Origin of the sequence: Leifsonia sp. NPDC058230 (genome assembly GCF_042882245.1) — a bacterium.
Classification (GTDB): domain Bacteria; phylum Actinomycetota; class Actinomycetes; order Actinomycetales; family Microbacteriaceae; genus Leifsonia.
The window spans coordinates 1-25408 of the sequence record NZ_JBHVWM010000001.1 but is presented as its reverse complement, the minus strand read 5'-3'; the positions used below and the strand labels follow the sequence as shown (position 1 = coordinate 25408).

General features: G+C 65.8%; 23 protein-coding genes and 1 tRNA gene. 14 read left to right on the top strand and 10 right to left on the bottom strand.

The annotated features are described in order from the left end of the window. Window positions 1-3 precede the first annotated feature (3 nt). Together ACFVV0_RS00120 and dnaK are read right to left on the bottom strand one after the other, a co-directional pair. On the bottom strand, window positions 4-540 hold the full coding sequence (locus ACFVV0_RS00120; protein ID WP_387056825.1) for a nucleotide exchange factor GrpE: 537 nt from the start codon (window positions 538-540) through the stop codon (window positions 4-6). A gap of 13 nt (window positions 541-553) precedes the next feature. After that, window positions 554-2428: a molecular chaperone DnaK gene (gene dnaK, locus ACFVV0_RS00115; RefSeq protein WP_387056823.1), complete on the bottom strand. Its 1875-nt coding sequence runs from the start codon at window positions 2426-2428 to the stop codon at window positions 554-556. A 153-nt stretch (window positions 2429-2581) separates the two neighbouring features. On the opposite strand from dnaK, the gene ACFVV0_RS00110 reads away from it, so the two are divergent. The 10 genes from ACFVV0_RS00110 (at window position 2582) to ACFVV0_RS00065 (ending at window position 15212) form a co-directional block, all read left to right on the top strand. Further along, window positions 2582-4255 (top strand): PucR family transcriptional regulator, encoded by a 1674-nt coding sequence (locus tag ACFVV0_RS00110; protein WP_387056821.1) that lies wholly within the window; start codon window positions 2582-2584, stop codon window positions 4253-4255. 253 nt (window positions 4256-4508) lie between these two features. After that, on the top strand, window positions 4509-5594 hold the full coding sequence (locus tag ACFVV0_RS00105; RefSeq protein WP_387056819.1) for a nitrilase-related carbon-nitrogen hydrolase: 1086 nt from the start codon (window positions 4509-4511) through the stop codon (window positions 5592-5594). Between the two features lie 162 nt (window positions 5595-5756). Then, on the top strand, window positions 5757-6857 hold the full coding sequence (locus ACFVV0_RS00100) for a sugar ABC transporter substrate-binding protein (RefSeq protein ID WP_387056817.1): 1101 nt from the start codon (window positions 5757-5759) through the stop codon (window positions 6855-6857). Window positions 6858-6960: 103 nt separating this feature from the next. Continuing rightward, complete coding sequence (locus ACFVV0_RS00095) at window positions 6961-8469, top strand: sugar ABC transporter ATP-binding protein (RefSeq protein ID WP_387056815.1); 1509 nt, start codon at window positions 6961-6963, stop codon at window positions 8467-8469. A gap of 62 nt (window positions 8470-8531) precedes the next feature. Next, window positions 8532-9599, top strand: coding sequence for an ABC transporter permease (locus ACFVV0_RS00090; protein ID WP_387056812.1), 1068 nt, complete (start codon window positions 8532-8534; stop codon window positions 9597-9599). A 4-nt stretch (window positions 9600-9603) separates the two neighbouring features. Further along, window positions 9604-10668, top strand: a complete 1065-nt coding sequence (locus tag ACFVV0_RS00085) for a LacI family DNA-binding transcriptional regulator (protein ID WP_387056810.1) — start codon at window positions 9604-9606, stop codon at window positions 10666-10668. Between the two features lie 12 nt (window positions 10669-10680). Continuing rightward, a complete protein-coding gene (locus ACFVV0_RS00080; protein ID WP_387056808.1) occupies window positions 10681-11622 on the top strand; it encodes an aldo/keto reductase in 942 nt (313 codons plus the stop codon). Window positions 11623-11668: 46 nt separating this feature from the next. After that, window positions 11669-13318, top strand: coding sequence for a GMC family oxidoreductase (locus tag ACFVV0_RS00075; protein WP_387056806.1), 1650 nt, complete (start codon window positions 11669-11671; stop codon window positions 13316-13318). A gap of 35 nt (window positions 13319-13353) precedes the next feature. Beyond that, entirely contained in the window at window positions 13354-14070 is a 717-nt protein-coding gene (locus tag ACFVV0_RS00070) for a gluconate 2-dehydrogenase subunit 3 family protein (RefSeq protein WP_387056804.1), read from the top strand. Window positions 14071-14192: 122 nt separating this feature from the next. Continuing rightward, window positions 14193-15212, top strand: coding sequence for a LacI family DNA-binding transcriptional regulator (locus ACFVV0_RS00065; protein WP_387056802.1), 1020 nt, complete (start codon window positions 14193-14195; stop codon window positions 15210-15212). Between the two features lie 62 nt (window positions 15213-15274). On the opposite strand, the gene ACFVV0_RS00060 is transcribed toward ACFVV0_RS00065, so the two are convergent. Beyond that, on the bottom strand, window positions 15275-16303 hold the full coding sequence (locus ACFVV0_RS00060; protein ID WP_387056800.1) for a sigma-70 family RNA polymerase sigma factor: 1029 nt from the start codon (window positions 16301-16303) through the stop codon (window positions 15275-15277). 176 nt (window positions 16304-16479) lie between these two features. Between ACFVV0_RS00060 and ACFVV0_RS00055 the strand changes: the two genes are divergently transcribed. Beyond that, the gene (locus ACFVV0_RS00055) at window positions 16480-17052 is read left to right on the top strand and encodes a dihydrofolate reductase family protein (protein WP_387056798.1); all 573 of its coding nucleotides are present in this window, start codon (window positions 16480-16482) and stop codon (window positions 17050-17052) included. A 105-nt stretch (window positions 17053-17157) separates the two neighbouring features. On the opposite strand, the gene ACFVV0_RS00050 is transcribed toward ACFVV0_RS00055, so the two are convergent. Next, a complete protein-coding gene (locus ACFVV0_RS00050) occupies window positions 17158-17811 on the bottom strand; it encodes an FMN-dependent NADH-azoreductase (RefSeq protein ID WP_387056796.1) in 654 nt (217 codons plus the stop codon). A gap of 451 nt (window positions 17812-18262) precedes the next feature. On the opposite strand from ACFVV0_RS00050, the gene ACFVV0_RS00045 reads away from it, so the two are divergent. Beyond that, window positions 18263-18847 (top strand): dihydrofolate reductase family protein, encoded by a 585-nt coding sequence (locus tag ACFVV0_RS00045; RefSeq protein ID WP_387056794.1) that lies wholly within the window; start codon window positions 18263-18265, stop codon window positions 18845-18847. A 95-nt stretch (window positions 18848-18942) separates the two neighbouring features. On the opposite strand, the gene ACFVV0_RS00040 is transcribed toward ACFVV0_RS00045, so the two are convergent. The 4 genes from ACFVV0_RS00040 to ACFVV0_RS00025 all read right to left on the bottom strand — a co-directional run bounded on the left by ACFVV0_RS00040 (window position 18943) and on the right by ACFVV0_RS00025 (window position 21644). Then, window positions 18943-19560: a TMEM175 family protein gene (locus tag ACFVV0_RS00040; RefSeq protein ID WP_387056792.1), complete on the bottom strand. Its 618-nt coding sequence runs from the start codon at window positions 19558-19560 to the stop codon at window positions 18943-18945. Between the two features lie 454 nt (window positions 19561-20014). Then, window positions 20015-20088, bottom strand: a tRNA-Gly gene (locus tag ACFVV0_RS00035). A gap of 198 nt (window positions 20089-20286) precedes the next feature. Beyond that, complete coding sequence (locus tag ACFVV0_RS00030) at window positions 20287-20664, bottom strand: VOC family protein (protein ID WP_387056790.1); 378 nt, start codon at window positions 20662-20664, stop codon at window positions 20287-20289. 35 nt (window positions 20665-20699) lie between these two features. Continuing rightward, window positions 20700-21644 carry a slipin family protein gene (locus ACFVV0_RS00025; protein WP_387056788.1) on the bottom strand — a complete coding sequence of 315 codons (945 nt, stop codon included), beginning with the start codon at window positions 21642-21644 and terminating at the stop codon, window positions 20700-20702. 125 nt (window positions 21645-21769) lie between these two features. Between ACFVV0_RS00025 and dcd the strand changes: the two genes are divergently transcribed. Next, window positions 21770-22375, top strand: coding sequence for a dCTP deaminase (gene dcd / locus ACFVV0_RS00020; protein ID WP_387056786.1), 606 nt, complete (start codon window positions 21770-21772; stop codon window positions 22373-22375). A gap of 42 nt (window positions 22376-22417) precedes the next feature. Continuing rightward, window positions 22418-22945, top strand: coding sequence for a hypothetical protein (locus ACFVV0_RS00015; protein WP_387056784.1), 528 nt, complete (start codon window positions 22418-22420; stop codon window positions 22943-22945). Here ACFVV0_RS00015 and ACFVV0_RS00010 read toward each other — a convergent pair. Together ACFVV0_RS00010 and idi are read right to left on the bottom strand one after the other, a co-directional pair. Beyond that, complete coding sequence (locus tag ACFVV0_RS00010) at window positions 22942-24615, bottom strand: alpha-amylase family protein (protein WP_387056782.1); 1674 nt, start codon at window positions 24613-24615, stop codon at window positions 22942-22944. The genes ACFVV0_RS00015 and ACFVV0_RS00010 overlap by 4 nt on opposite strands. A 115-nt stretch (window positions 24616-24730) precedes the next feature. Beyond that, window positions 24731-25282, bottom strand: coding sequence for an isopentenyl-diphosphate Delta-isomerase (idi, locus tag ACFVV0_RS00005; protein ID WP_387056780.1), 552 nt, complete (start codon window positions 25280-25282; stop codon window positions 24731-24733). Window positions 25283-25408 lie beyond the last annotated feature (126 nt).

Below are 25408 nucleotides of genomic sequence, written 5' to 3'. Positions count from 1 at the left end.
GCGTCACTCTCCCGCCGCAGTGACCACGACGCCGGCGGGCCGCAGCAGTCGCTCGGGGGTCCCGAATCCCAGGCGAGCGACTGCAACGACTGTCCGCGGCGGCACGTCACCCCTCTCGACGACCGACAGGACCTCGTGGATGCGCGGATCGAACGGCACACCCACCTCGTCGATGCGAGGGTAGCCGAGGCGCTCGAGCGCACCGACGGCCTGTTCCCGGATCGATTCCATCCCCTCGGCGAGACCTTCGTTCACTTGCTTGGCGTAGCTGACCGCATCCTGGAGTCCGTCCACGACGGGGAGGAAGACGGACGCGGCACGAGCCCGCTCCGCATCCCGGGCCAGCGCGAGTTCGCGGGCAGCCCTCTTCCGGGTGTTGTCCAGATCTGCCGCCGCCCGATGCCAGCGATCCTCGACTTCCGCAAGACGGAGTTCCAGCTCGTTCGGCGGCGCTGGGGACGGCTTCTCCTCCGGGTCGACAGGCTCTCGGGAAGCGAGATCCTCGTCGGGTTCGGTGCTGCGCGCATCCGGGTGTTCCATGTCCCGAGGCTCCTCAGTTGCGATCGAACTCGGCGTCCACGACGTCGTCGGAATCGCCGGAATCGGCGGAGCTCTCTGATGACGACGCCTGGTCGGCGCGAGCGACGGACAGGGCGGCCTCGACTTGCTGAAGTTCGCTTGTCAGTTCGCGGGCCTCGGATGCGGAGACCTCTCGCCCGACGGCCTCTCTCGCCTGCCCGATCAGCATCTCGGCGCGGGCGCGCTCATGTTGTGGCACGGATTCGCCGTGCTCGGACAGGGTGCGCTCGACCCGGTATGCGGCGGCGTCCAGCTCGTTCCGGGCATCGATGTCTTCGCGCAGACGCTGGTCTTCGGTGCGGTGCTGCTCGGCTTCTTGCACCATGCGCTCGATCTCGGCCTGATCGAGATTCGTGGTACCGCTGATCGTGATCCCCTGCTCGGCACCAGTGTCCTTGTCGCGTGCGGTCACATTGAGGATGCCGTTCGCATCGATGTCGAAGGTGACCTCGACCTGCGGCTCGCCGCGCGGCGCCGGCCGGATACCGGTCAGGGTGAATCGGCCCAGGACGCGGTTGTCGGCGGCTCGTTCGCGCTCGCCCTGCAGGACCACGATCTCGACGGAATCCTGGTTGTCCTGAGCGGTGGAGAACACTTCGCTTCGGCGCGCCGGAATGGTGGTGTTGCGTTCGATGATCTTCGTCATCACGCCACCGCGCGTCTCGACACCCAGCGAGAGCGGGGTCACGTCGAGCAAGAGCACGTCGCTGACTTCACCTTTCAAAACGCCCGCCTGGATGGCCGCCCCGATGGCGACCACCTCATCCGGGTTCACGGTCATGTTCGGGTCTTTGCCCCCGGTGAGTCGTTTGACGAGGTTCTGCACGGCCGGGATCCTCGTCGAACCGCCCACCAGGATGACCTCGTCGATGTCGTTCTCGGAGACCTTCGCGTCCTCCATCGCCTGGCGGACAGGGCCGAGGCAACGCTCGACGAGGTCGGCGGTGATGTTCTCGAACGTGGCACGCTTGAGCGTGGTCGTCAGGTGCTTCGGACCGGCGGCATCCGCCGTGATGAACGGCAGGCTGACCTGGGTCTGGCTCACGGTGCTGAGCTCGACTTTGGCCTTCTCGGCCGCCTCGAACAGACGCTGGAGGGCCTGCGGGTCGTTCCGAAGGTCGATGCCGTTCTCTTTCTGGAACTCGTCGGCGAGGTAGTCGACGATGCGACGGTCGAAGTCGTCCCCGCCGAGGTGGGTGTCGCCCGCGGTTGAGCGCACCTCCACGACGCCGTCGCCCACGTCGAGCAGGCTTACATCGAAGGTGCCGCCGCCGAGGTCGAAGACGAGCACGGTCTCGTGCTCCCGCTTGTCCAACCCGTATGCGAGAGCCGCCGCGGTCGGCTCGTTGATGATGCGCAGCACGTCGAGGCCGGCGATGCGGCCGGCATCCTTCGTCGCCGTCCGCTGAGCGTCGTTGAAGTACGCCGGGACGGTGATGACCGCCTCGGTGACCTTCTCACCCAGGAACTTGCCGGCGTCATCGACGAGTTTGCGCAGCACCAGCGCGCTGATCTCCTCGGGCGCATACAGCTTTCCGCGGACCGTGAACCTGGCTTCGCCGTTCGGACCGGGCGCGATGTCGAATCCGACCGCCTTCGCCTCCTCGGCGACCTCGTCGAAGTTGCGCCCGATGAAGCGTTTGGCCGACGAGATGGTGCCCTTGGGGTTCAGGATCGCCTGCCGTCGGGCGAGCTGCCCGACGAGCCGTTCACCGGTGTCGGTGAACGCGACGACGGACGGAGTCGTGCGAGCGCCCTCCGCATTCGGGATGACTTTCGCTTCGCCCCCCTCCCATACGGCGATCACCGAATTCGTGGTGCCGAGGTCGATGCCGACTGCTTTGGCCATGAGACGCTCCCTTTCGTGGTGTCGTCGCGTAGTTCGAGTGTGCGACCACGACCAGCCGGATTCTTCGACCCGACAGGGTGAAAGAATCCTCCGACGTTGCACTGTCGGGGTCAATCGAAAGCGGCTAGCGTGAGGTCAGGAGAGTCCTCCACCATGTGCGCATTGAGCGATCCGGATTTTGTCGCTCAGGCCGACCTCTACGCTGAAGCGCAGTCGAGTCTGTACGGCCTGTTCAGGGTGGGCGCGAAGATGTTCGAGCACCCGACAGTTCGCGAGACTTTGCGTCTCGCGGGCGCCTCTGCCAAGGCGATCGCCGGGTGTGTTGTGCCCGCCGTCTACGTCGCCGACGGGGACGGGCTTGTCCGCTATTCGGGCCGAGCGAACCGTCGCCTCGACCTCTTGGTGGAGGCGTGCGCGGGAAAGAGCGGCGTCTTGGAGGACGGCGCCGTCTGGCGGTATGCCCTCTTCTTCCGTGGGACCGGCAAGGTCAAGGGAGCTTTTGTGCTCGAGGCTGCGACGGAACCCTCGAGCGAGGCGATGCTCCTCCTCCATGCGCTGGCGGAGCCCACCGGTGCGGCGCTGGCCACGGCCGAACTCGTCGACCGCGAGCGCCGACTTGCCGGCGAACTCCGCCGGCTGGGAGAAGCGCAGGCGGGCTCGAACCGCACGATGGCGGCGACGATCGTGCATCTGAACGCGCACCAGAAGATCCGCGATTCCATCGTCGCCGCAGCCGGAACCGGCAACGGTGAGGCGCAGATCGTCGAGACGTTGAGCGCTCTCACTCGACGATCGATCGTGTTGCAGGACTCCTTCGGCAACGAGCGCGCGTTCATCGGAGTCGGCGGCCACCTGGCGCCGTCGAGCATGCTCGTGCCCGACATCGATCTCTCCCCAGCGGGGCTATTGAGCACCGATTGGCGGTCGACGCTGATCCGTTCCCGCGGAGAGACTCTCGGTGTCATCGGTATCTACGATCATGATGACGACAGGAGCGGCGACGATCGATTCGCCGTCGAGTATGCGAGCGCGATGATCGCCGTCGAACTCGCTCACCACCGCGACATCGCGGAGGTCGAGATCCGCTTGGGCCGCGACCTCGCTGACGACCTCGTCTCGGGCACGGAAGTCATCGATGCACTCGCTCGTGCCGAGGCTCTCCACTTCGATCTCAGTGGTTCTCTGCGCGTGGTGCTCGTCGGGTGGGAGCACCCGACGCCGCACGGGGTCGACATCGGCGCTGCGATGCGCCACGAACTCGCGGTCATGCGCGTGCCCACTTTGATCTCGCGGCGACCGGATGCGATGCTCGCGGTGGTCGCCGACGGCCACGATCTCTCAGGTCTGTTCGGCAGGCTGTCCGCCGCCGTCGGCAGCACGCGGGGCGCGATCGGCGTCGGCGGGAGCTGCATCGCCGAAGACCTCGCCCACTCCTTCGCCGAGGCCGGCCGCGCCCTGCAGATCCGGGTCGAGTCGCATCGGCCGTACGGAACCTCGAACCACGACGACCTCGGGCTGCTCCGCATCCTGGACACCTCCGACGACGGGGCCGCCCTCGAACGGTACGTGAACGAGTGGCTCGGTGCCCTGCTCGACCACGACCGGGATCACCGCTCCGATCTCGTGCGCACGCTCGGCGTCTATCTGGATTCCGGCGGCAACTACGATCGCGCCGCGAATGCGCTGATCATCCACCGGAGCACCCTACGGTATCGCCTCGGCCGAATCCGCGAGGTGAGCGGCCGCGACATCGGCGACCCGGAGTCCCGGCTCAACATGCATGTCGCCATCCGGGCTCGGGCTGCCCTGCGAGGCACCCTGCGCTGAGTTCCAAGCACGTTTGTGAGTGCGCTCACTCAATCACCTGTGAATCTCACGGGCGTTCCCAGTTGCCTAAGGGCGCGTTTCAACGGTTTCATAAATAGCCCTCTACCAGCGATTTAACTCGACCAACTCGTCGATCCCAAGCGAGCTCGGGATGAGTTGACCTCCGTGGCGCAGGGAGAAGCGGGCATTTGACAGTCGCTGATAGTGCGCTAACATGGCCAATCACGAACCCCAATCAACGAAGGAGTTGGACGTGACTGAGCCGTACACAGTCGTAGCGCTCTCGCCGCTGCAGATCCCGATCGTCGAGCCGGAAGACGCGCTGAAGAACACCAAGCGCATCATCGGCTTCATGAAGACGGCGGTCGGCGTGGCAGCGACCGAAGGCCACCCGGTCAAGCTGGTCGTCATCCCCGAGATGGCGATCCAGGGTATGCACATGGCCTTCACCGCCGGCAACCGCGAGGCGGAGAAGAAGTTCGCCCGCACCATCCCCGGCCCCGAGACCGACGAGCTCGGCAAGGCCGCTCGTGAACTGAACACCTACATCGCCGGCGAGCTGTACCTCGTCGCCGACGACGACTTCCCCGACCGCTACTTCAACTGCGCGTTCATGATCGACCCGAACGGCGACGTGATCTACCGCCGTGCCAAGGCGACGAGCGACGGCTTCGAGGGAGGAACCCTCGGCACCACCAACCCGCACGACCTGTGGGACGAGTGGGTCGAGAAGAAGGGCGGTGGCAACGCGATGGACGCCATCTACCCCGTCGCCAAGACGCCCGACATCGGCAACATCGGCTACGTGATCTGCCACGAGGGCGCCTACCCCGAGATCGCTCGCGGACTGGCCATGAACGGCGCTGAGATCATCATCCGCGCGACCCTCATCGAGCCGCAGACCTCGCAGGGCATGTGGGAGGTGCAGAACAAGGCGCACGCCCTGTTCAACAACGCGATCGTGGTCGCGCCGAACCTCGGGCCGGAGCTCGGCCCGGACGGCGTCATCAACGACCTCTTCGGCGGCCGCTCGATGATCGTCAACCAGCGCGGCAAGATCATCACCGAGACGCCCGGCGTCACCGCCGGCGACACCTTCGTCAGCACGACGATCGACATCGACGCCCTGCGCCGCGACCGACAGGCGAACGGGGTCTTCAACGGCTTCAAGGACCTGCGCACCGAGCAGTACGCAGCGATCTACGAGAAGCCCATCTACCCGAAGAACCAGTACCTCGACGCCCCTCCCGGGGAAGGTTGGCTGGCTCGCGAGCGTGAGACCCGCGCCCGCAACATCAAGCTGCTCGAGGAGCGCGGGGTCTTCACCCCGCTCGACTGAGCCCCACGGATGTGGCGGCACCCCGGGGCCAAACCGGCCCTTTCCCGGCCCGGGGTGCCGCTGCTCGCAGCAGCTGCTGCACCGGCACGATCCGCACCACCTAGCGCCACCTGCACCAATTAGCTGTACCCAGCACCGATCACCTCACAAGGAAGTGGAAAAATGATCAGTCCCAGCAGCACCACAAAACACACCCGTACCCGGTCCATCGTCAAGGTCGCAGTCATCGCAGCGGCGACAGCGCTCGTCTTCACCGGATGCGCGCGCGGCGGAACCGACGGCCAGGCTGCCGCGAACGACGCAGCCAAGAAGACCGGCGAGGGTCTCGTCATCGGTTGGAGCCAGCGCGGCATCAGCGGCAGTGACTGGTGGAAGACCCTCGTCGAGGGCGGCCAGTCCGAAGCCAAGAAGCTGGGCGCGACGATCCAGCTCCTCGATGCGAACGGCGACACCGTCCGGCAGAACGCCGACGTGCAGACGCTCATCACGAAGAACGTCGACGTCGTGATCATGAACCCGAACGACCCGATCGGCGTCGGTGCGTCGGTCGCCGCCTTGCAGAACGCCAAGGTTCCCCTCGTCACCGTCAACTCGAACCTCGACCCGTCGCTGGTCAAAGACATGTACTGCTATGTCGCCGAAGACCAGGGATACACCGGGTCTCTCGCAGGCGAGGTCGCGGCGAAGAAGGCCGTCGCGAAGTTCGGGGAGACCGGCGAGATCAAGGTCGTCGGCATCGGCGGCTTCCCCGGTGACGTCATCAGCGACCTGCGCTACAACGGCTTCCTCAAGGGCTACGAGAACGTGATGAAGGACTACCCCGGGATCACGACCAAGAAGCTCGAGACGAAGTACGGCGAGTGGAAACCCGACAAGGCTCTCGCCCCGATCCGCGACGTCGCGACGGCGAACCCCGACCTCAAGCTCGTCTACAGCATGAGCGACGTGATGGAGGGCGGCATCGAGCAGGGCCTCCAGCAGGCGGGCGTCTGGGGCGACGGCATCATCGTCGCCGGGTACGACGGAGGAATGAACGCCGTCAAGGAGATGGTCGACAACCCGACCGGTCCCCTCCAGGCCACCGCTTCGAACCAGCCGTGGGACCAGGGTGTCGCCGCAGTCAAGATGGCCGTCGCCGCCTACAACAACGACAAGTCGGCGTGCCCTGACAAGGAGGTCTTCATCAAGACCACCGTCGTCACGCCGGAGAACGCCAAGGAGTACTACAAGCCCGAAGACACGTACGTGCGGGCCAACGACTAGGCACCCGCGGGTACCACCAGGAGTCGCTGCGCCCGATGTCATCGGTTCGGGCGCAGCGGCCACTTTGATACGACACAAGTCACGAGGAAGTGCAGAGGAACTAATGGACGAGCTTCAGCTCGAAGGCATCACCAAGGGCTACCTCGGTGTGCAGGCGCTCAAGGGGGTGAGCTTCTCGGTCAAGCGAGGGAGCATCCACGCCCTCGCCGGACAGAACGGAGCCGGCAAGTCGACGCTGGTCAAGATCCTCTCCGGGGCGGAGACACCCGACGGCGGCACCATCCGCCTGGGCGGCGAGGTCATGAAGTTCCGCGAGCCGACCGATGCGCAGGCCGCAGGCATCCACACCATCTACCAGGAGCTGAGCCTCGTGCCGTCGCTCTCGGTCGCCGAGAACATCTTCCTCGGCACCCTTCCCAACAAGGGAAGCGTCGTCAACTGGGCTGAGATGCAGGCCAAGTCTCGGGAGTCACTCGCCCGCGTCGGCTTCGACCTGGACGTGCGTCAGCCGGTCTCGAGCTTCTCCGTCGCCGAACAGCAGGCCGTCGAGCTTGCCAAGGCGCTGCACAAGGATGCGCGCGTGCTGCTGCTCGACGAGCCCACCTCCACGCTCCCACTGCCCGACGTCGAGCGCCTCTTCACGGTTCTGCGCCGCCTCGCTGCCGAAGGCGTCACCCTCCTCTACATCTCGCACCGAATGGACGAGCTCTACAGCTTGTGCGACGCAGTCACCGTGCTGCGCGACGGCGTCACCGCCGCCGACCTGACCACAGCAGAGACGAAGCCGGCCGACGTCGTGACAGCGATGGTCGGCAAGAGCCTCGAGGGCTCGATCGCGGATGCCGCCCTCCGTGGCGAACGCAGCCCCCGTCTCGGCGCAGGTCGCACCGACACGATCCTGATGTCCGCTCGTGGGCTCGGCGAGAACGACCGGGTGTCCGAGATCGACTTCGATCTGTATCAGGGCGAGGTGCTCGGCATCGCCGGTCTGATCGGCTCGGGACAATCCGAGCTGGCGAGTCTGCTCGCCGGCGCTCGCAAAAGGACGGACGGGCAACTCCTCATCGACGACAAGTCCGTCACCTTCAACTCGCCCCGCGACGCCATCCGGCGCGGGATCGGTCTCCTGCCGCAGGACCGCAAGGCGCAGGGCTTCATCCCCGAGATGGGCGTCGCCGGCAACATCACTCTGGCAAGCATGCCCATGTTCAGCCGGCTGGCCGTGATCGACGGCAAGCGCGAGAAGCGTGCGGCGCAAGACATGGTGACGAAACTCGGGATGAAGGTCTCCAGCGTCAACCAGCCGATGAAGACGCTGAGCGGCGGAACACAGCAGAAAGGCATCCTCGCCCGCTGGCTGGTGCGCTCCTCCCGCCTGCTCATCTGCGATGAGCCGACCCGCGGCGTGGATGTCGGCGCCAAGGAGGACATGTACGAGCTCATCCGTGACTTCGCCCGTTCAGGGGGAACCGTGATCATCGCGAGCTCCGAGATCTCCGAGGCGATGATGTGCGACCGCGTTCTGGTGATGGCCCGCGGCCGAGTGGTCGCCGAATTCGACCACGACGAGATCGACCCGCAGGGTCAGCGGATCCTGCAGCTGCTCGCCTGAGCCGGCCCTTCGAAAACCCCTAGACGAAACCCACTGACTGAAACCCACTGACGGGAAAGACAATGTCGAACAACACTCTCAAAGAGCCGGTGAAGCCCACCGGCGAGTCCGCAGCCTCGCAACCGCGCTCGACCTGGGGCGGTGTGGTCAAGCGCATCCTGCCGAAGACCTACCTGCTGCTGGTGCTCGTCGTCATCATCGTGATCGGCTACTACGTCTCGGCCGACTTCCTCACGTTGAGGAACGCGGAGAACGTGATCGCGGCAGCGTCGATCGTAGCGGTGCTCGCGATCGGCCAGTTCTTCGTGATCCTCACCGGCGGCATCGACCTCTCCGTCGGGTCGATCCTGGCGATGTCCACCGTGATCGTCGCTCTGACCCTTCAGGCAGGCATGGCCACAGGGCTCTCCGTGGCGTTCACGCTGTTCTGCTGCGGGATCGCAGGACTGATCAACGGCCTGCTCGTGGTGTGGCTGCGCATCCCGCCGTTCATCGCCACGCTCGCCATGATGAGCGCGGTGAAGGGCTTCAGCTACATCATCCAGTCGACCAGCCTCATCCAGATCACCGACCAGACCTTCATCGACCTGTTCGCGCGAGGCACGAGCTTCGGCCTGCAGAACCCGGTGATGATCTTCCTCGTCGTCATGATCCTCGCGGCCCTCGTGGCGAAGTTCACGACCTTCGGGCGCTCGCTCTACGCGATCGGCGGCAACCCGGAAGCGGCACGTCTCTCCGGCCTCCCGGTGGCCCGCAACCTGCTCATCACCTACACGATGTCCGGCCTGCTCGCCGGACTCGCCGGCCTCATCGCGGCCGCCCAGCTCCGCCAGGGCAGCTCGCTCATCGGCGTCGGCTACGAACTGGACGCGATCGCAGCGGTCGTCGTCGGTGGCGCCTCCCTCATGGGTGGCAAGGGCGACCCGATCAGCGCCGTGATCGGTGTGTTCGTGCTGGCCACGATCATCAACGTCATGAACCTGGTGGGCATCTCCTCGGAGCCCCAGCTCGTGATCAAGGGTGCCGTCATCGTGATCGCGGTCTTCCTCTCGAGCGCGGGCGGCGTGCAGAGGATCTCCGGATTCTTCAAATCGCACTTCGGCCGGCGCATGGCACGGGCGGCGAGCTAGAAGAATGTCGGCACCTTCGAGCAAAGAGAAGCAGTCGACGACTCGCGGTGCCAGGATGATCGATGTCGCACGGCTCGCGGGGGTATCCCAGCAGACCGTTTCCCGGGTGGTCAACGACAGCCCCAACGTGGCCCCGGACATCCGGGAGCGCGTGGAGCTGGCGATCCGTCAGCTGCGTTACCGCCGCAACCCGGCCGCGCGTGCCCTGGCGAACGGGCAGACGATGAACCTCGGGATCGTGAGCTTCGGCCTCGCCCAATACGGTCCCTCCGTCGCCCTCAGCGGCATCGCCGACGAGGCGCGCAGCGCCGGCTACGCGACCAACCTGGTCACTCTCGGTGACGTCGACCGAGTCGCCATGAAGGCCGCGCTCGACCATCTGGCCGAGGACTCGGTCGACGGGATCGTCGTGCTGGCGCCGGTGCAAGCGGCCCTCGAAGCGATCTCCGGGCTCGAAGCGGGCGTCCCCCTGGTCTTCTTCGAGCCGGGCGCCCCCGAGGGAACCACGAGCGTGGCGACGGATGAGGTCGGCGGCGCCGCGCTCGCCACCCGCCACCTCCTCGACCTCGGCCACGACACGGTTTGGCAGGTGGCCGGCCCCCGCGGCTGGCTGGGCAGCGAGGCTCGCCTGCGTGGCTGGTCGACGACCCTCGCAGCGGCGGGACGGGTGACGAACCGCGTGATCTCGGGCGACTGGACGACCCGCTCCGGTTATGCCGCCGGTCGCGAGATCGCCCGCAATCCGGGCATCACCGCCGTGTTCGTCGCGAACGACCAGATGGCGCTCGGTGTCGTCAAAGCCCTCTCGGAATGCGGGGTGCGCGTGCCGGATGACGTCAGTGTCGTCGGGTTCGACGACGTCCCCGAAGCCCAGTACTACCGGCCTGGGCTCACGACCGTGCACCTCGACTTCGAGGAGGTCGGCCGCTTGGCTGTCGACCGCATCCTGCACCTGATGCGCGGCGGTCAGGCCGACGCGTTGCCGAGGGTTCTCCCGACCCTCGTGGTGCGCCAGAGCACCGCACCCCCCTCAGGCATCCCACGAACCATCGACCCTCACCTCAGATAGAAAGCGAAGCGTATGACCATCAAACAACTCGGGCGCACCGACCTCACCGTCTCCGACGTCTGCGTCGGAACCAGCGCCCTCGGCAGCTTCCCCGCCCAATACGGGTACGAAGTCGACACGGAGACGGCCGTCGCCACCATCCGCCGAGTCTTCGAAGGACCATTCACCTTCATCGACACCTCCAACGAATACGGCGGCGGCGACAGCGAGAAGCGCATCGGACAGGCGATCCGCGACAACGGAGGGGTTCCAGACGGAGTCGTGGTGGCCACTAAAGTCGACCCCATCCCCGGAACGACCGACTTCTCAGGCGACCGCGTGCGGCGTTCGGTGGACGAGAGCCTCGAGCGCCTCGGCCTCGACAAGCTTCCGCTCGTCTACCTGCACGACCCCGAGAAGATCACCTTCGAAGAGGGCGTTGCGCCCGGCGGTCCGCTCGAGGCGCTGATCGCCTTGCGCGATCAGGGAGTGATCGACTATCTCGGCGTCGCCGGCGGCCCGATCGACCTCGAGCTGCAGTACCTCGCGACCGAGGCCTTCGACGCGGTCATCAGCCACAACCGCTTCACCCTCGTCGACCAGTCGGCTGAGCCGCTCCTCGACGATGCGCAGGCCCGCGGTGTGGCGTTCGTGAACGCGGCTCCCTTCGGCGGCGGGATGCTCGTGAAGGGTCCGGATGCGGTCCCCACCTACTGTTACGCCCCCGTCAGCGACGAGGTGCTCGAGCGCGTGCGCCGCATGGAAGCGCTCTGTGCAGAGCACGGGGTCCCGCTCGCCGCCGCAGCCCTGCAGTTCTCGCTGCGCGACCCGCGTGTCACGTCGACGATCGTCGGCATGTCCGAGCCGAAGCGGGTCGCACAGACGGCCGAGCTCGCCGCTCTCGAGATCCCCGGTGCGCTGTGGGGCGAACTGCTGCCGATCGCGCGCCTCGGCCGCGCCGGCGTGCTGGTGTAGCCCGCGCATCCTGAATCCCAGATCTCTCAGTAGGAAAGGACAGAGTATGACCACCCTCAAGAACCCCGAGCCCGTCGACGTCGTGATCGTCGGCGCCGGGGCCGGCGGGGCGACCGCCGCCAAGGTGCTGACCGAGGCCGGACTGCGCGTCGTCGGCCTCGAGCGCGGCCCCTGGCTGAAGCCCGAGCACGCATCCGGAGACGAGCTGAAGTTCCTCAACCGCAACTTCATCTGGCAGGACCCGAAGCTCAAGCCCCGCACATACCGACAGAACGACAGCGAAGAAGCCGTCATCACCAACTTCTCGGCGACCCCGCAGGTCGTCGGAGGCGGGACGACCCACTGGGGCGGCATGGTTCCCCGCATGACAGTCAACGACTTCCGCCTGCGCTCCCTGCACGGAGACGTCGAAGGCGCGAGCCTCGTCGACTGGCCGATCAGCTACGACGACCTCGAGCCGTACTACACCCGGGTCGAATGGGAGTTCGGCACCTCGGGTCTCGGCGGGGCCAACCGCTGGGAGGGCCGCCGCACCCGCGACTACCCGACCAAGCCGGCGCCGCTCAGCCAGATCGGCCGCAAGTTCGCGACCGCGATGGACAAGATGGGGCACAGCACCTTCCCGATGCCACAGGGCATGGTCACCGAACCGTATCGCGGCCGCAAGCCGTTCAGCGAGAACGGGTTCTGGCAGCAGTACCCCGACCCGGGAGACGGCAAGTCCTCGACCCTGATCAGCTTCATCCCGGATGCGATCAACACCGGCCTGTACGACCTGCGTTCCGACTGCTACGTCAGTGAGATCCTCGTCGACAAGACCGGCAAGGCCACGGGGGTGCGCTACCAGGACGAGAACGGCAACGAGTTCGTGCAGAACGCCAAAGCCGTCATCGTCTGCGGTGGCGGCATCGAGACCCCGCGCCTGCTGCTCATGTCCAAGTCGGCGCTGTTCCCCGACGGGCTCGGCAACGGCAGCGGCCAGGTCGGCAAGAACGCCACGTTCCACCAGTACTCGTTCTCGGTCGGCTTGTTCGACAAAGAACTGCACGACCCGCTCTACGGCTGGTCGGGGCACTACATGAACCTGTGCTCGTTCGACTTCTACGAGACGGACGAGTCGCGGGGACACATCCTGGGCTCACTGATCTTCCCATCGATGCTCGGCCACCCTGTCAACTGGAGCTTCCCCGGCCGCCCCACCTGGGGACAGGCGGCGAAGGACGCAGACCGGGACCTGTTCAACTACAGCATGAAGATCGGCATTCTGCTCCACGATCTGCCGGTCGAGTCCAACCGCGTCGACCTCGACCCGACGGTGAAGGATGCGTGGGGCCTGCCGGTCGCTCGTATCACCCACACACCGCACTCCAACGACTTCGCACAGGAGAAGTGGCAGGTCAAGAAGAACGGCGAGATCCTCGAGGCGGCCGGTGCCTCCAAGATCGTGCCGGTCAACATGGAGCGGATCACGGGAAACACCTCGCACGAGCTCGGCACCGCGCGGATGGGCGACGATCCGGCGACGTCGGTGGTCGACAGGTGGTGCCGCTCGCACGAGGTGCCGAACCTCTACGTCTTCGACGCGAGCTTCTTCCCGACCGCGACCGGCATCAACCCGGCGCTGACGATCATGGCGAACGCCTGGCGTTGCGCCGACCGCATCATCGCCGTGGACCGCCACGGCTGGACCGACTGACATCGACGCCGACTTCGGAGGAGAAGACGAAAACTATGGGACAGGCAGAATGGGTCACCGTACCGATCTCGACGCGAGACTCGAATGGGCCGCTGTTCTTCACAGAGCACGAATGGGCGACTGTCGAGGCCGCCACTGCACGCATCATTCCGACGGACCACCATCCGGGAGCGAAGGAGGCAGGCGTCGTCCGCTTCATCGACCGGATGCTGGCGGGGACGCAGTTCGTCTTCCCCGCGGCTGACGGCAACGGATTCCTCCGCATGGAGGGGCTCGAGGAGAAGGCCTGGCAGGAGCGCATCCAGAGCCGCCAGAAGTTCTACCGTGAGGGGATCGTCGAACTCGACGGCATCGCCGACGACAAGTTCGGCGCCCGGTTCATCGACCTCGACGACGAGCAACAGGATGCGGCGCTCGAGACCATCTCGAGGAGGGAGAAGCCGGCGAGGTTCGTCTTCGCCGACTCGGATGGTCAGGGCAGCGGGGGAGCGCCGGCCGGCAACCAGCCGGTCAACGAGGACTTCCTCGAGTTCTTCCCGCTGCTCGTGCTGAACACCCGGCAGGGCTTCTACGGCGACCCGGTCTACGGCGGCAACGACAACCGTCTCGGCTGGCGGGTCATCGGGTTCCCGGGCCCGCCGTCGCTCGCCTCGACGGTGGACGGCAGCTACACGACGCTCGAGTACATGATCCCGGAGGCCGAGTGGCCGTACGAGCAGCACCCCGCCGTGCTGCGTTACGGGAACCGCTGAGTTCGCCACTCATTCCGGTCGCACCGGCCGGGCGCGCTGTCCAGGCGCCCGGCCTGTCGCGGCCATAATTGGGGGATGGTTCTCCATTCCGCGCCGTCGTCGGTCGCTCGAGGGTCCGGTCGATGACGGAGTCGACCGAGGTTCCCCGCGCCGCGCGGATGGTCGATGTCGCTCGTCTCGCCGGGGTCTCGCAGCAGACGGTCTCCCGGGTCGTCAACGGGCACACGAATGTCGCCCCCGAGATCCGCGAGCGGGTCGAGAAGGCGATCTCGCAGTTGCGCTACCGCCGCAACTCGGCCGCGCGCAGCCTGGCGACGAGCCGTTCGATGAATCTCGGCGTGCTCAGCTACGCGCTGTCGGTGCACGGCCCCGCGCTCGCGCTTTTCGGTATCGCAGAAGAGGCGCGACGGAGCGGCTACGCCACGAGCCTGGTGAGCATCGCGGACGTGGACCGCACCAGCATCAAAGCGGGCCTCGACTCTCTCGTCGAAGACGGGGTCGACGCCATCGTGGTCCTGGCTCCGATGACGGCGGCCAGGGAGGTACTGCACCGGCTCGACTCGGATGTGCCGGTCGTGCGGTTCGAACAAGGATCGCCGGCCGGGCCGTCGACCGTGTCCGTCGACGAGACGCTCGGTGCTCAGCTGGCCACCCGGCACCTGCTCGACCTCGGCCACGAGACCGTCCATTTCGTCGGTGGTCCGGTCGGATGGATGGCCTCGGAGGCACGCCGGCGCGGCTGGCAGACCGAACTCGCCCTCGCCGGCCGGGTCACGCCCCTCGAATTCGAGTCCCCGGACTGGTCGGCGGAGTCCGGCTACCGCGCCGGCATCGAGATCGCCGCCGACCGCTCGATCACGGCTGTCCTGGCGATCAACGACGCGATGGCCCTCGGCCTCATGAAGGCGCTCGCCGAGCGCGGCCTCTCTGTTCCCGGAGACGTGAGCATTGTCGGCTTCGACGACCGCGACGAATCCCCGTTCTTCCAGCCCGCCCTGACGACCGTGCGGCTCGACTTCACGGAGGTCGGCCGCCGAGCCGTCGCGAGTGTGCTGCGCACCCTGCGCGGCGAATCCCCGCAGACGATCCCTCTCATCGAGCCCGAGCTGAAGGTACGCGAGAGCACTGCGCCGCCCCGCTGACCCGTTGGGACGCGCGCGCTCGTGGGTTGCTGTCCTCGGCTACGCGAGTCCGTCGAACGGACTCACGTACGAAGCTCGGGTAGGGCCTCGGGCAGGCCGAAGAGTGGGAGCACGCTGCTCTCGAAGCGGGACATCGCGGAGATCTGCTCGCCAATGAGGGTGAGCACGATGAACCCGCTCCCGTGACTCGGGCCTCGCGGGTCGGTGGATGGGCGGGCGTACAGACCGAATGCCGGCTGGCCGTTTGCCCGTGTTGGTACCAGCCGGAAGGTGCGGCCGCCGCCGAAGAGCAGCGCGCAGAATTCGCCAACGAGTACGCGTCCCTCGTACTCGAAGGGCATAGGCGGCATCGACATGAAGACGTCATCGGTGAGGAGTGCAACAAGGCCGTCGAGATCGCCGGACTCGTAGGCCGTGACGAACTTCGCCACAATCGCTTCCTCCGCCGCCGAGCCGGCAGCGGGAGCAAGCTCTCTCGAGTCGGCTGAACGCCGTCGATGAAGGGTGGCTCGCGCCCGTTTCAGGGCGCTGGTGACCGATTCGACGGTGGTGTCGAGGATGTCGGCTGCCTCGCGCGCGGGGAATCCGAGCACGTCGCGCAGGATGAGCACGGCAAGCTGGCGTGGCGGCAACAGCTGCAGGGCGGTGACGAAGGCGATCGAGATCGACTCCGTCTGCTCATAGCGAGCCTCCGGCCCCAGCGGCTGGGGGACCGCGCCGTGGAGAAGAGCATCCGGGTATGGCTCGAGCCAGACCACCTCACCGAGCCGGGTCGGTTCCGGCGGAACCACCCCTGGCACATTCCACTCTTTCGCCATGCGCCGGTTGGTGGAGCGACGCATATTCAGGCATCGATTGGTGGCGATGCGGTAGAGCCACGTCCGCAACGAGGCGCGCCCCTCGAATCCGTCGAGACCCTGCCAGGCCGTGAACAGCGTGTCCTGTAGGGCGTCTTCGGCGTCGTGGATCGATCCGAGCATCCGATAGCAGTGCACCTTGAGCTCGCGCAGGTGCGGCTCGGTCATCTGACGGAACGCGTCGCCGTCGCCGGCCCGTGCTCTCGTGATCAGATCCGTCGTCACGGTTGTCATCATCGCATCCTCTGGTTCGTGTTCGCGCCGGGCGCGCGTCGACTCTGTATGGACACCGCTGGTTGCGTGAATTGGGCGGTCGATCGTCGCCCAGTTCGCGGATGCTGCGGTGTCTATCTCGTCTGTACGCGTCGATCGACGTTCGTACATGTCACCGACAATGAGAGGAAAGTGCAATGGCAAAGATCGTCATCAGTGAGAACGTGTCGCTCGATGGAGTGGTGGAGGACCCGACCGGTGAGGAGGGATTCGTTCACGGGGGCTGGTTCGAACAGTACATGGGCAACGACCGCGGAGCTTGGGCAGGCGTGGAGTATCAGGAGGCGCTCGGCGCCGATGCACTGCTGCTGGGTCGGCGAAGCGACGAGTACTTCGGCACTCGATGGAACGCCGCGAAGGGCGAATGGCCCGACCGGCTCAATAGCCTCCCGAAGTACGTCGTGTCCTCGACGCTCGTCGCCCCAGTGTGGAGGAACGGGGTGGTCCTGCACGGCGACGCCGTCGCCGAGGTCTCCAAGCTGAAAGAGGAGGTGCAGGGCGAGATCGTGGTCTATGCCAGCCGCCAGCTCGTGCGGACGCTTCTGGAGCATGATCTCGTCGATGAGTTGCGGCTCGTCGTTTTCCCAGTGATTCTCGGCAGCGGCGAACGCCTCTTCGGCGAGACCAGCAAAAAGACTTCCCTCCATCTCCGTGACACCCGGGCTGTTGGGGAGGGTCTGAGCATTCTCCGCTACACGGTCATCCGTTAGGGTCCCGCCAGCGAATGCACAGGGGTGCCGGTCGTCGGCGTGTCGGCTCTCCCAATCGCGCTCGTTCGCTCGGGCCTGACTCGCGTCGTCTGCGACGTCGTGGGGTCAGGCAGGTGTCGAGAACCCCCCAAGCTGAGTGGCGAGCCGTCGTGCTTCGGCAAGCGCGTTCTCAAGCGATTGGCGCCCCTCCTCGCGTCTGTTGGCAAGCGCTTCCAGGTCATCCGCGAGAGTGAGATGCGCGACGATCCGGTGAGTATTCATGCCCATTGATTGGGCGAGCACGATCTCCACCGCCGCGGTTCCGTGGTCCCAGTCCGGCGGGTTGTCCGAACCGCCATACGCGGCACCCCTGGTCGATACGAGTACGGCAGGCTTGTTTCTCAATGGCAGTTGGTCCGTTGGCAGGCCGGCGAGCACACCTGGGACGTGAATGTGATCAATCCACGCCTTGAGCGTTGATGGCATCGAGTAGTTGTACATGGGGACCGCGACGAGCAGGACGTCCGCGTCGATGACCTCACGAATGTATTGTTGCTGCCGCGTCTCCCAGGTTGGCTCACGTGATCCGGGAATGACACCGGCTGGCCAATGAAGGGATGATGAAGGCAGATGCGGCGGCTGTTCCACGTGGAGGTCCCGCTTCGCAACAACGTGATCGGGGCTCAGCGTGCGCCACGCGTCCGCGAATTCTGCCGTGATCATGCGGGAACGCGATCGCGTGCCCGAGGCTGAAGAGTCTATTTGCAAGAGCGTGGGCATCGAAGCAAGCCCTTTCAGGTCTGAACGCTGGAGGCCCAACAACAAACTGTGGTGTACAGCGTTGACACTCTTCTTGAGCGAGGCTTGGGTGCCTTGATCCTAGGCCCATGCGTTCGCGTGTCGGTTATCTGGCGTCGTCCTCCGTGAATCATCTGCGCGCGCGAAGGGAATCGGCGTTGGCACTGTTTTCCGTCTTGACGAACACCGCTCCGAGCACGCAGATGGGGCGCTGTTGTCAGGCAGAAATACGGCTTTGCGCTCATCTTCTCCGCCGCAGATCGCGTGGCAAACGTGCTCACCCGGGACTGAATGAAGGGGGATTGCGATCACTCCTGCGCGACGCCTCTCATCCGCGCCGCGCTGAGTCCCCACAGCTGTTGCGCATCGGACTGGATGCGACCATCCTCAGCACTAGGGCTGAGGCACAGCCGAGAAAGCTTTTGGGGCCAGGATGCGACGACTTATTGCGACGGAGTGGGTGACCTTGGATGGAGTGGTTCAGGCGCCGAGCTACCCGGACGAAGACATCAGCGGAGGGTTCGAACACGGCGGATGGCACGCCCGATATCTCGAAGACGCCTCCCTCGGCCGCGTGGTCGAGAGCGTGACGAAAGCCGGGGCGTACCTCTTTGGTCGAGGGACATACGACGTCTTCGCCGCACACTGGCCGAGCGCCTCCGCAGAGGAGAAGGTCTTGGCCGAGCCGCTGAATACCAGACCAAAGTTCGTGGTCTCCCGCACACTGGGCGAGCCGCTGGACTGGGTCAACACAACCCTCATCGCCGGCGACGTTGCAACTGCTGTGGCAGATCTGAAAGATCAAGACGGTCAGGACATCCTCATCATCGGCAGCCCCGGGCTCTTTCAGACGCTCCTCCGTCTGGAACTGATCGACGAGCTACGCCTGATGATCGATCCCGTCGTCGTCGGCGGTGGGAAACGCTTGTTCGCGGACGACGAATTCCTCCACTCGTTCAGGCTGATCGAATGCGAGCCCACATCGACCGGGGCCATCCTCGCGACCTACGGCAGGTAGACCCGGCGTTCCATCGTCCTGTGGTGAGATCAACTGCGGCAGGCGGTAGAGCCGGCCGCCAATGAAGCGGGATTGGTCGCCGCGTGGCGTGCCGGTCAGTGGTCTGGGCGCTGTCGCCGGCCGACGGCCCCGGTCTGGTTGAACATGTAGTAGATGGCGACGGCGCCATAGATCCCCAGCATGAGTGGCGCGTTGAACAGTCCGACGAGTGTGACCACCGGGTATAGCACGATTCCGGCCCCGAATCGCGCGACGCTCGTGATGCGCGCCGCTGACCACTTCTTAGCCTTCGTGCTTTCGGGGCGGCTTACTCGGACGAAGAGAAGGCAGAAGCCGACAGCCATTCCCGTCATCGACGCGCCGTAAAGCAACACCGCAATCCGAACATCCTGTGCGTCCCCGTGCGCAAGGTATCCCGAAAGTGTCGCGGTGGTGAACGGCAAACTGGTCACCCACATCAGCAGCAGTAAGTTGTAGAAGAGGAGCAGCCGATCCACATGGTCTGCGAGCTGAACTACCTCGTGATGGTTCACCCAGATCAAGCCGATGACGAGGAAGCTCACCAGGTAGGCAGCGAAGGACGGCCACTCTGTCACGAGCTGCGCCGCCAAGCTCTGCGGTGAGCCCGGGTTCACGTTGAGATCGAGCACAAGCAGCGTGATGGCCACAGCCAGCACGCTGTCGCTGAACGCTTCTAGTCGTCCTCTCGTCATCGAAGTCTCCTTCGCTTGAGTTCCAAGCGCCCCCTGGGCGCTACTGCAAGTACCCCACGATCAGCGGTGGCGGCACGGCATTGTCTACACGGGGTCTACGCGTGCAGGCGTTGCGACTTCTTGATCGCGTCGTTTTGGCGTGGCGACCACTCTCAAACAGCTCAGTAGGGTTCAGCGGCTGCTTCGACGTTCGACCAACACAGTGTCGCGCCATGAACCTTCGTACGGTCCGTAGGTCATAAGGGCGATGCGCTCACGAATCCCGACCCGTCGGAAGCCGGCTCGGTCGTGCGAAGCAAGAATAGCTTTGCTATCCGGGAAAATGCTCGACTGGGCGGTTTCCAGATTCCGAGTCCCACAGTTTCGGCAAAAGCGCGACATCCGGTGACGTGTTAGTGACAAGAATCGAAGTGGGTCACACCGACCTTTGCAGGTGTACGTGACTGGTCTGTGGTGGAGCGAGTGACGGGAATCGAACCCGCGCTATCAGCTTGGGAAGCTGAAGTTCTGCCATTGAACTACACTCGCGTTTCGCCCCGGAAGGCGTGCGACCATCCTAGCGAAACCTTCTGCGAATTCCAGAACGCCGCCGAGCCCGCCGAGTCCGCCGCACCCGCCGAGTCCGCCAAAACTACCTGCCCAGTCCGCGCAAAGTCGCCCAAAAACCGCCGAGTCCGCGGAGAATTCGTGTACTCGCGGGCCGCGGCACCGGCGCCGCCCGCGCGGCTACGGGTCGTGGCGCGGCTCGTGGCTGACGAGGCCGACCGTGTTGCCTTCGCTGTCCTCGATGAACGCCATCCACTCATCCGTCCCCGCCGGGCCGAGCGTGTCGTCGGTGTGGCTGAAGATCACGTGCGCTTCGTCGACGATTCTGACTCCGGATGCGCGCAGCTCGGCCACCCGCGAGGCCGCGTTCTCGACCTGGAAGTACACCAGCGCCGACGGCGCGCTCTGCTCGAGCAGCAGGCGTGAGATCCCGACGTTGAAGAACACCAGACCCGGCGGGTCGAATCGGGCGGCGGGCGGCCCGCCGAGCAGCAGTTCGTAGAACGCCGCCGCTCTGTCGAGGTCGTCTGCGTGCTGAGCTACCTGAAGGATCTCCATGGGCGCCTCCTCGCGTCAGCGCCCAGTATTCGCCCTCAGGCCGCATCCGGCAACGACGGAACCGGGGCGGCAGGCTGGACCGGCTCCGGCGCAGCAGCCGGAGCGGCCGCCGGCCGGTCGGCTTCGACCCCCTGCGCCGTTCCGCCGGGTTCGGGGACGGCCGGGGTCCCGACCGGCGTCCCCGCGAGGGACGGCGAGTACCCGAGACTCGCCGTGCCCTCTCGAGCCAGGAACGATCCCAGCTCCCCGATCGTGCTCATCAGCGGCGCCGGGAACACGACCACCGTGTTCTTGTCGACGCCGATCTCGACGAGGCTCTGAAGATTGCGCAGCTGGAGGGCGAGCGGATGCGCCATCATCGTGTCCGACGCATCGCCGAGCGCCGCCGCTGCGAGCGACTCGCCCTGCGCCGCGATGATCTTCGCCCGCTTCTCCCTTTCGGCCTCCGCCTGCTTGGCCATGGCGCGTTTCATCTCGTCGGGCAGCAGGATGTCCTTCAGCTCGACGAGTGTGACCTCGACGCCCCAGTCCAGCGTGAGCAGGTCGAGGATCTCGCGGATGTTCACGTTGAGGGCGTCGGTCTCGGCGAGCGTCTCGTCCAGCGTGTGCTGGCCGACGACCTTGCGCAGAGTCGTCTGCGCGATCTGATTGATCGCCCCCTCCACGCTCTCGATCGCGAGCACCGACTTCACCGGGTCGACGACGCGGTAGTAGGCGACCGCCGAGACGCCGACACTGACGTTGTCGCGCGTGATGATGCCCTGCGACTGGATGGGCAGGGTCACGATGCGCAGGGAGACGCGATGCATCACATCCACGATCGGGATGATGAAGCGGAGCCCGGGCTCTCTCGTGCCGTGCAGTCTGCCGTAACGCAGCACCACTCCGCGCTCGTACTGTTTGACGACGCGCACCGACATGAAGAACAGGATGATCGCGATGACCACCACAATCGCGAGCACGACATAGAACACAACCATGAGACTCATCTCCATGGCGTCGGGAGGATCTCGACGTCGCTCCCCCTTATTGTCCGTCCGCGCGCGGCGAAGGCATGCAGAAATGGGCATCCTCACAGCGAATGTGCGCCCAGTAGGCTACGAATGTGCTTCTCTCTGATCGCGATATCAAGTCCGAGCTCTCTGCGGGACGCATCGCCCTCGAGCCTTTCGAGCCCGTGATGATCCAGCCGTCGAGCATCGATGTGCGGCTCGACCGCTACTTCCGGTTGTTCGACAACCACAAGTACCCGTTCATCGACCCCGCCGAGGACCAGCCCGAGCTCACGCACCTCGTCGAGGTCGACCCCGACCAGCCCTTCATCCTGCACCCGGGCGAGTTCGTGCTCGGGTCGACCTTCGAGCTGGTGTCGCTGCCCGACGACGTCGCCGCGCGCCTGGAAGGTAAGAGCAGCCTCGGCCGCCTCGGGCTGCTGACGCACTCCACGGCCGGCTTCATCGACCCCGGATTCTCGGGGCACGTCACCCTGGAGCTCAGCAACGTGGCGACGCTGCCGATCAAGCTGTGGCCGGGCATGAAGATCGGGCAGATGTGCTTCTTCCGGCTGTCGTCGGCGGCCGAGAAGCCATACGGCTCGAGCGAGTACAGCTCGCGCTACCAGGGCCAGCGCGGTCCGACCGCGTCGCGGTCGTACCTCAACTTCCATCGCACGGATGTGGCCACGTCGGATGCGGGACGTCCCGGCGACTGACCCGGCCCGCGCATCCATCACCCCGACCCGGAGGGCAGAGCAATGAGCGACTCATCCACGGAAGCGTTCGCACGGGCGCTCATCGCCTCGGGTCCGACCCCGGTTCGGCCGCAACGGATGCACCTGTTCGGCCAGCTGGTCGGGTCCTGGCGTGCTGAGGGCCGGTTCCTCGACGAGGAGTCCGGCGCCTGGTCCGAGTTCGCCAACGACTGGATCTTCGCCTTTACGCTGGGCGGCCGGGCGGTTCAGGATGTGCTGATCGCGCCGAGCGCATCCGACCCGTCCGTACTCGAGTCGAAGGGCACGACGGTTCGCGTCTACGACCCCGTGCTCGGCGCCTGGCGCGTCAGCTGGTTCGGTGCGGTCGCCAACCACTTCTGCACCCTCGTGGCGAACGGCCACCACCGTGATGGCATCCGGCAGGACGGCACACAGACGGACGGACGCCCGATCCGCTGGAACTTCAGCGGCATCACCGCCGACTCGTTCCACTGGGAGGGCTGGGTCTCCGACGACGAGGGCAAGACCTGGTGGCTGGAACAGGAGATCGACGCCGTTCGCGTCGGCTAGTACTGCGACCGCTCGCCCGCCGGATGCACGCGAAGCCAGCGATAGCCGTAGCCGTCGAGCGGAATCGCTGCTTTTCCGGTCGCTGTCAACGAGAGCACTTCGCCCGTGAAGAGGTCGGAGAGATGCGCGCCCCCGTCGACGTTCTTCGCTGTGATCGGCACCTCGGTGGCATCCGGTGCGAAGTTGTGCAGCAAGACCACCGATCGGTCGCCCCACGTGAGCCGGTGCGCGAGGACGGCGACGTCGGGCTGATCGATCACCTCGAACGCGCCCCAGCCGAGCTCTCGCGCATTGCGGTAGTGACGGATGAGGGTCTGCACGAAGCTCAGCAGCGAGTCGGGATCTCTGCGCTGGTCGGCCACGTTGATGTGCTCGGGTCCGAACCCGCCGGTGGTCATTGCGTTTCGCAGACGTGAGGGACGTGCAGCGGAGAACCCTCCGTTCTTGCCGGAGTTCCACTGCATCGGGGTACGCACGGCCATCCGGCCTTCGAGGTCGAGATTCTCGCCCATCCCGATCTCCTCACCGTAGAACAGCACGGGAGTTCCCGGCAGCGAGAACAGCAGACTGTAGACCATGCGGATTCGGCGGGGGTCGCCGTCGAGCATGGGAGGCAACCGCCGGATCAGTCCGCGCCCGTAGACCTGCATCCGCTCCTCGGGCCCGAATGCGGCGAAGACTTCCTCGCGTTCGTCGTCGGTGAGCTTGTCGAGCGTGAGTTCGTCGTGGTTGCGCACGAAGTTCGCCCACTGGATGTCGGGCGATCCGCCGGGACGCGAGAGCAGCGCCTCGGTCAGCGGACGCGCATCCTTGCGGGCGAGCGAGAGGTAGAGGTTCTGCATCGCGATGAAGTCGAACTGCATGGTGAGTTCGTCCCCCGCATCCCCGCCGAAGAACAGCGCCTGATCCTGGCGCGGCAGGTTCACTTCGCCGAGCAGGATGCCGTCTCCGCTTCGACGTCCCACGAACGACCTCAGCGACCGCAGGTACTCGTGCGGGTCAGGCAGACGACGGGCTCCGTCGACGATGCCGTCGGTCTGCAGAAGGAACGGTACGGCGTCGACGCGGAAGCCGGAGACGCCGAGCTCGAGCCAGAAGCCGATCACCTTCGCGATCTCGTCGCGCACGGTCTCATCGGTGATGTTCAGGTCGGGCTGTTGCCGGTAGAAGACGTGCTGGTAGTACTGGCCCGCCTTCTCATCCCATTGCCATTCGCTGGTCTCCTTGTCGGGAAAGACCGGCGCCCCTTGCTTCTTCGGCGGCTCGTCCCGCCACACGTAGTAGTCGCGAAAAGGCGAGGTGCGCGATGAACGTGCGGCTCTGAACCACGGGTGCTGGTCAGAGGTGTGGTTGACGACCAGGTCGACGATGATCCGCATACCGCGGTCGCGGGCGATCCGCACGACCTCGACGAAGTCCCCGTGATGGCCCAAACGGCCGTCGACCCCGTAGAAGTCGGTGATGTCGTAGCCGTCGTCCCGGTCGGGGGTCGGGTAAAACGGCATGAGCCAGAGGCAGGTGACGCCGAGCTCGGCGAGGTAGTCGAGGCGGTGCGCCAGCCCGTCGAGATCACCGATGCCGTCCCCGTTCCAGTCCATGAACGTTTCCACATCAAGGCAGTAGATGACGGCGCTCTTCCACCACAGGTCGCTGGTGTCGGTGACTTTCATCCACTGCTCCTCGTCTGGTCCGAGCTGCCGAATATCCCCCCGCTATGCCCTCTCCCGCATATGTCGTGACTAGTTATCCACAGTCAATTACACAGGTGGAAATTATGAGGTCTGCTCACAGCTGATCCGAAGCTTCGAGCGCCCGGTCCTCGTAGAGTGCCGGCAGCTGAAGAGTGAGCCACGGGCTGAATGCCCAGGGCGTCGCATCCACTGCGGTGAGGAGGATGCGCGCGTCGACCCACTCCCACTCCAGAACCTCGGACGCCACCGGGTCGAGGCCGCCGGCGATGGTCGCGGTGTACACCGGGCAGACCTCGTGCTCGACGATCCCGGATGCGTCCACCGCGCGATACCGGAAGTCCGGCAGCACCACGGTGAGGTTCTCGATCGTGGCGCCCAGCTCCTCCGCGGCCCGGCGCACGATGGCGTCGTCCATCGCCTCGCCGGGGGCGGGGTGCCCGCAGAACGAGTTCGTCCAGACGCCCGGCCAGGTGCGCTTCTCGAGTGCGCGCCGTGTGACGAGGATGCGCCCATCCCCGTCGAAGAGGTGGCACGAGAACGCGAGGTGCAGGGGAGTGTCGGCGGTGTGGACGGTCGCCTTGTCCGCAACGCCGATCGGCGTGCCGTCGTCGGCGAGCAGCACGACCTCTTCGCGGGATGCGGTCATGAGACTATTCTCACCGATCGCGCCGCCCGTGGCCGCTGCTGACCGCTTCCGGATGCGCGCCGCCCTCCCGAATCGCATCGAGGGGTCGCAACACGCCGCCTCGCGCGCTGGCGAGACGGCGTGTTG

Bases quoted from the DNA above. Each gene is read 5' to 3' on its own strand.
- ACFVV0_RS00050 (WP_387056796.1), bottom strand. From the start codon at position 17,811: ATGCCCACGCTCTTGCAAATAGACTCTTCAGCCTCGGGCACGCGATCG.
- ACFVV0_RS00120 (WP_387056825.1), bottom strand. From the start codon at position 540: ATGGAACACCCGGATGCGCGCAGCACCGAACCCGACGAGGATCTCGCT.
- ACFVV0_RS00065 (WP_387056802.1), top strand. From the start codon at position 14,193: ATGACGGAGTCGACCGAGGTTCCCCGCGCCGCGCGGATGGTCGATGTC.
- ACFVV0_RS00045 (WP_387056794.1), top strand. From the start codon at position 18,263: ATGCGACGACTTATTGCGACGGAGTGGGTGACCTTGGATGGAGTGGTT.
- dnaK (WP_387056823.1), bottom strand. From the start codon at position 2,428: ATGGCCAAAGCAGTCGGCATCGACCTCGGCACCACGAATTCGGTGATC.
- idi (WP_387056780.1), bottom strand. From the start codon at position 25,282: ATGACCGCATCCCGCGAAGAGGTCGTGCTGCTCGCCGACGACGGCACG.
- ACFVV0_RS00100 (WP_387056817.1), top strand. From the start codon at position 5,757: ATGATCAGTCCCAGCAGCACCACAAAACACACCCGTACCCGGTCCATC.
- ACFVV0_RS00010 (WP_387056782.1), bottom strand. From the start codon at position 24,615: ATGAAAGTCACCGACACCAGCGACCTGTGGTGGAAGAGCGCCGTCATC.
- ACFVV0_RS00040 (WP_387056792.1), bottom strand. From the start codon at position 19,560: ATGACGAGAGGACGACTAGAAGCGTTCAGCGACAGCGTGCTGGCTGTG.
- ACFVV0_RS00090 (WP_387056812.1), top strand. From the start codon at position 8,532: ATGTCGAACAACACTCTCAAAGAGCCGGTGAAGCCCACCGGCGAGTCC.
- ACFVV0_RS00025 (WP_387056788.1), bottom strand. From the start codon at position 21,644: ATGGTTGTGTTCTATGTCGTGCTCGCGATTGTGGTGGTCATCGCGATC.
- ACFVV0_RS00095 (WP_387056815.1), top strand. From the start codon at position 6,961: ATGGACGAGCTTCAGCTCGAAGGCATCACCAAGGGCTACCTCGGTGTG.
- ACFVV0_RS00055 (WP_387056798.1), top strand. From the start codon at position 16,480: ATGGCAAAGATCGTCATCAGTGAGAACGTGTCGCTCGATGGAGTGGTG.
- ACFVV0_RS00015 (WP_387056784.1), top strand. From the start codon at position 22,418: ATGAGCGACTCATCCACGGAAGCGTTCGCACGGGCGCTCATCGCCTCG.
- ACFVV0_RS00030 (WP_387056790.1), bottom strand. From the start codon at position 20,664: ATGGAGATCCTTCAGGTAGCTCAGCACGCAGACGACCTCGACAGAGCG.
- ACFVV0_RS00070 (WP_387056804.1), top strand. From the start codon at position 13,354: ATGGGACAGGCAGAATGGGTCACCGTACCGATCTCGACGCGAGACTCG.
- ACFVV0_RS00060 (WP_387056800.1), bottom strand. From the start codon at position 16,303: ATGACAACCGTGACGACGGATCTGATCACGAGAGCACGGGCCGGCGAC.
- ACFVV0_RS00075 (WP_387056806.1), top strand. From the start codon at position 11,669: ATGACCACCCTCAAGAACCCCGAGCCCGTCGACGTCGTGATCGTCGGC.
- ACFVV0_RS00080 (WP_387056808.1), top strand. From the start codon at position 10,681: ATGACCATCAAACAACTCGGGCGCACCGACCTCACCGTCTCCGACGTC.
- ACFVV0_RS00110 (WP_387056821.1), top strand. From the start codon at position 2,582: ATGTGCGCATTGAGCGATCCGGATTTTGTCGCTCAGGCCGACCTCTAC.
- ACFVV0_RS00085 (WP_387056810.1), top strand. From the start codon at position 9,604: ATGTCGGCACCTTCGAGCAAAGAGAAGCAGTCGACGACTCGCGGTGCC.